This is a genomic window from Streptomyces caeni (genome assembly GCF_042678285.1).
Classification (GTDB): Bacteria; Actinomycetota; Actinomycetes; order Streptomycetales; family Streptomycetaceae; genus Streptomyces; species Streptomyces caeni.
The window spans coordinates 1-4,113 of the sequence record NZ_JBHUDX010000134.1; the positions used below are offsets into that span (position 1 = coordinate 1).

Genomic DNA, 4,113 nt, shown 5'->3' on the forward strand with positions numbered 1-4,113 from the left:
CCGAGCAGGGCGCCCTCCAGCTCCAGGTGACCGTCGGTGCCCCCGACGAGACCGGGCGACGTGAGATAGGGATCCACTCACGCCTCGACCCGGTCGACGGCACGGAGGAGCCCTGGACACGGCACGCCTCCGGCGCGCTCGTCCCCCAGGACGAGGGCGCAGACGACCCAGAGGCGGGACCCCGCCGCCAAGGCCGGTCCGCCGAGACGGGCGACCACGACGTCGCCATGTCCTGGCCGCCGACCGGAGCGACAGCCGTGTCCGCCCAGGGCTACTACGAGCGCCTCGCCGACGAGGGCCACGACTACGGTCGTGCCTTCCAGGGGCTGCGAGCCGTCTGGCGAAACGGCGACGAGGTCTTCGCCGACGTCGAGCTGCCCGCCGAAGCCGCGCGGAAATCCGGCGAGTTCGCCGTCCACCCGGCCCTCCTCGACGCGGCCCTGCACGCCGTCGGGCTGAGCGGGCTGCTCGGCGACAGCGAGGCCCGGGCGCGGCTGCCGTTTGCCTGGGCGCAGGTGACGCTCCACGCGTCCGGCGCCTCCGCGCTGCGGGTGCGGCTGACCCGTACCGGCCCCGACACCCTGCGGCTCACCGCGGCCGCACCCTCCGGGCAGCCCGTCGCGACCGTAGGGTCGCTGCTGCTGCGGGCGGTCACCGGCGAGCAGCTCGCTACGGCCCGCCCGCGCGGCGACGAGGCCCTGTTCCACGTCGACTGGTCACCCCTCCCCTCCCGCGAGCCCGAGGTCCCCGCGGCCGCGTGGGCCGTCCTCGCCGACGAACAGACCCACCGGGGCGGGCACCTCCTCGCGGCCGCGCTGGCCGAGCAGGGCGCCACGACGACGTACGACGATCTCGATGCCCTGCGCGCCGGCCTGGACGGCGGTGAGACCGTTCCCGACGCGGTGGTGTTCACCTGCCGTACGGAGGCAGGCGCTGCGGAACAGGACGCGGTGCGCGCCGCCCTGCACCGGACGCTGGAGTTCGTGCAGGACTGGCTCGCCGACGAGCGGTTCGCCACGACCACGCTGGTGGTGCTCACCCGCGGTGCCGTGTGCGCCCGCCCGGGCGAGAACGTCACCGACCTGCCGGGCGCGGCCGTCCACGGTCTGCTGCGGACGGCGCAGACGGAGCACCCCGGCCGGATCGTGCTCGTCGACAACGAGAGCGGAGCACCGGACGGCGACGCCAACCTGGGGGCGGCCCGCGCGCTCGCGGCCCTGATCGCCGCCGACGAACCCCAGGCCGCCATCCGCTCCGGCCGGACCCTCGTGCCCCGGCTGGCACGCGCCGGCGCGCACAGCGGCCACGCCCCGGTCCTCGACCCGCAGGGCACCTTCCTCGTCACCGGCGGCACCGGCACTCTCGGCGGACTGCTCGCCCGCCACCTCGCAGCCCGGCACGGCGTCCGCAGGCTCGTGCTCACCAGCCGACGCGGTCCCGCGGCCGACGGCGCCGCCGAACTCGTAGAGGCACTACGGGAGCTGGGCGCGCAGGCCGAGGTCGTCGCCTGCGACGCCGCGGACCGGGACGCGCTCGCCGCCGTGCTGGCCGCGATCCCCGACTCGGCGCCCCTCACAGCCGTCGTACACACCGCGGGCGTCGTGGACGACGGTGTGTTCGCCGCGCAGACCCCCGACCGCGTCGACGCCGTCCTGCGGCCCAAGGCCGACGCCGCCCGCATCCTGCACGAGCTGACGCGGGAGGCCGACCTGGCGGCGTTCGTGCTGTTCTCGTCGGCGGCCGCGACCTTCGGCGGAGCCGGTCAGGCCGGCTACGCGGCGGCCAACGCCTGCCTGGACGCCCTCGCCCAGCAGCGCGCCGCCCAGGGACTCCCGGCCGTCTCGCTCGCCTGGGGCCTGTGGCAGCAGGCCAGCGGCATCACCGGACACCTCGGCGACGCCGATCTGCGGCGCGCCGCGCGCGGCGGCATGACCGCACTGCCCACCGAGGAGGCGCTCGCCCTCTTCGACGCCGCACTCGGGCAGGAGCGCCCGGTGGTCGTGCCGACCCGGCTCGACCTGTCCGCGCTCCGGCGCTCCGGCGAGGTGCCCGCCCTGCTGCGGTCCCTCGTACGGCCCGCTCGGCGTGCCGTGCTCGCGACAGGCGCCGACGCGGTCCGGACCCTGCGCGACCGGCTGGCCGCCCTGCCCGCCGACGACCGCGAGGCCGCCACCCTCGCGCTGGTCGGCCGGCATGTCGCCGACGTGCTGGGCCACGGCTCCGTGGACGCGGTCGAGGCGGGCCGCGCTTTCCAGGAGATGGGCTTCGACTCCCTCATGGCCGTTGAACTGCGCAACCGGCTCAACGCCGAGACCGGTCTGCGCCTGCCCGCCACCCTCGTCTTCGACTACCCGACCCCGCAGGTGATGGCCGCCCGGATCACGGCCGAACTCCTCGGGGAGCAGAGCGGGACGACCACCGCGGCACCGGTCCCGGCCACCGGCACCGCCGACGACCCCATTGCGATCGTCGGCATGGCCTGCCGCTTCCCCGGCGGGGTGACCAGTCCCGAAGACCTGTGGCGGCTGGTCGCCGATGGCACCGACGGCATCACGGACTTCCCCGCAAACCGCGGCTGGGACGTGGACGGCCTCTACGACCCGGACCCCGAGCGCACCGGCAAGACCTACACCCGCTACGGCGGCTTCCTGCACGACCTCGACCAGTTCGACGCCGGGTTCTTCGGGATCTCGCCGCGTGAAGCCCTCGGCATGGACCCGCAGCAGCGGCTGCTGCTGGAGACGTCCTGGGAGGCGTTCGAGCGGGCCGGCATCGACCCGGCCGCGCTGCACGGCTCCCGCACCGGCGTCTTCATCGGCGCCAACGGCCAGGACTACGCGGCCCTCCTCGCCGAGGTCCCGCAGGACTACGAGGGCTATCTGCTCACCGGCGGCTCGGCCAGCGTCATCTCCGGCCGCCTCGCCTACGCGTTCGGCCTGGAGGGGTCGGCGGTCACCGTGGACACGGCCTGCTCCTCCTCACTGGTCGCCCTGCACCTGGCCGCCCGCTCCGTGCGCGACGGCGAATGCGACCTCGCGCTCGTCGGCGGCGCCGCCCTCATGGCGACCCCCACCCTGTTCGTCGAGTTCAGCCGGCAGCGCGGTCTGTCGCCCGACGGCCGCTGCAAGGCGTTCTCCGCCGACGCGGACGGCACCGGCTGGGCGGAGGGCGTGGGCGTCCTCGTCGTCGAACGGCTCTCCGCCGCCCGACGCAAGGGACACCACGTCCTGGCCGTCGTCGAGGGCAGCGCGGTGAACCAGGACGGCGCGAGCAACGGCCTGACTGCGCCCAACGGACCGTCCCAACAGCGCGTCATCCGGGAGGCGTTGGCGAGCGCGGGCCTGTCACCCGCCGACGTGGATGCCGTCGAGGCGCACGGCACGGGGACGAAACTGGGCGACCCGATCGAGGCCCAGGCACTCCTCGCAAGTTACGGACAGGGCCGGGATGCCGAACGGCCGCTGTGGCTCGGCTCGTTGAAGTCCAACATCGGGCACACCCAGGCCGCCGCCGGAGTCGCCGGCGTCATCAAGATGGTCATGGCCCTGCGCCACGGAGTGCTGCCGCAGACCCTGCACGTGAGCGAGCCCACCCCACAGGTCGACTGGACGGCCGGCGCGGTGGAACTGCTCACCGAGAACCGTCCCTGGCCCGAGCCCGGCCCGGACCGCCCGCGCCGTGCGGGAATCTCGTCCTTCGGCGTGAGCGGGACCAACGCCCACGTCGTCATCGCACAGGCGCCTGAGCCGGCCGATGTGCCTGAGCCGGCCGAGGCTTCCGCCGTACCTCCGGCGATCCCGCTCGTCGTGTCCGCCCGATCCGAGGCCGCACTGCGGACCCAGGCTCAGCGCCTGCGCACTCTGCTGGCCACGGGCACCCACGCCGCCGACGTCGGCCTCACCCTCGTACGCCACCGCTCCCTCTTCGAGGAGCGCGCCGTCGTCGTGGGCCGAGACCACGACGACCTCCTCACCGCACTCACCGCACTCGCCACCGGCGAACCCGCACCGAACGTGGTGACGGGAACCCCGACAGCCCAGGGGCGCGCCACCCGGCCGGTGTTCGTCTTCCCTGGTCAGGGGGGTCAGTGGGTGGGGATGGCGGTGGAGTTGC

The 4,113-nt window shown here is 74.9% G+C and carries 1 protein-coding gene; it reads left to right on the forward strand.

The genetic code is table 11. The annotated features are described in order from the left end of the window. Positions 1 to 4,113 (forward strand): type I polyketide synthase (locus ACFSL4_RS35705; protein ID WP_381092100.1); only part of this gene is annotated, 4,113 nt, incomplete at both ends.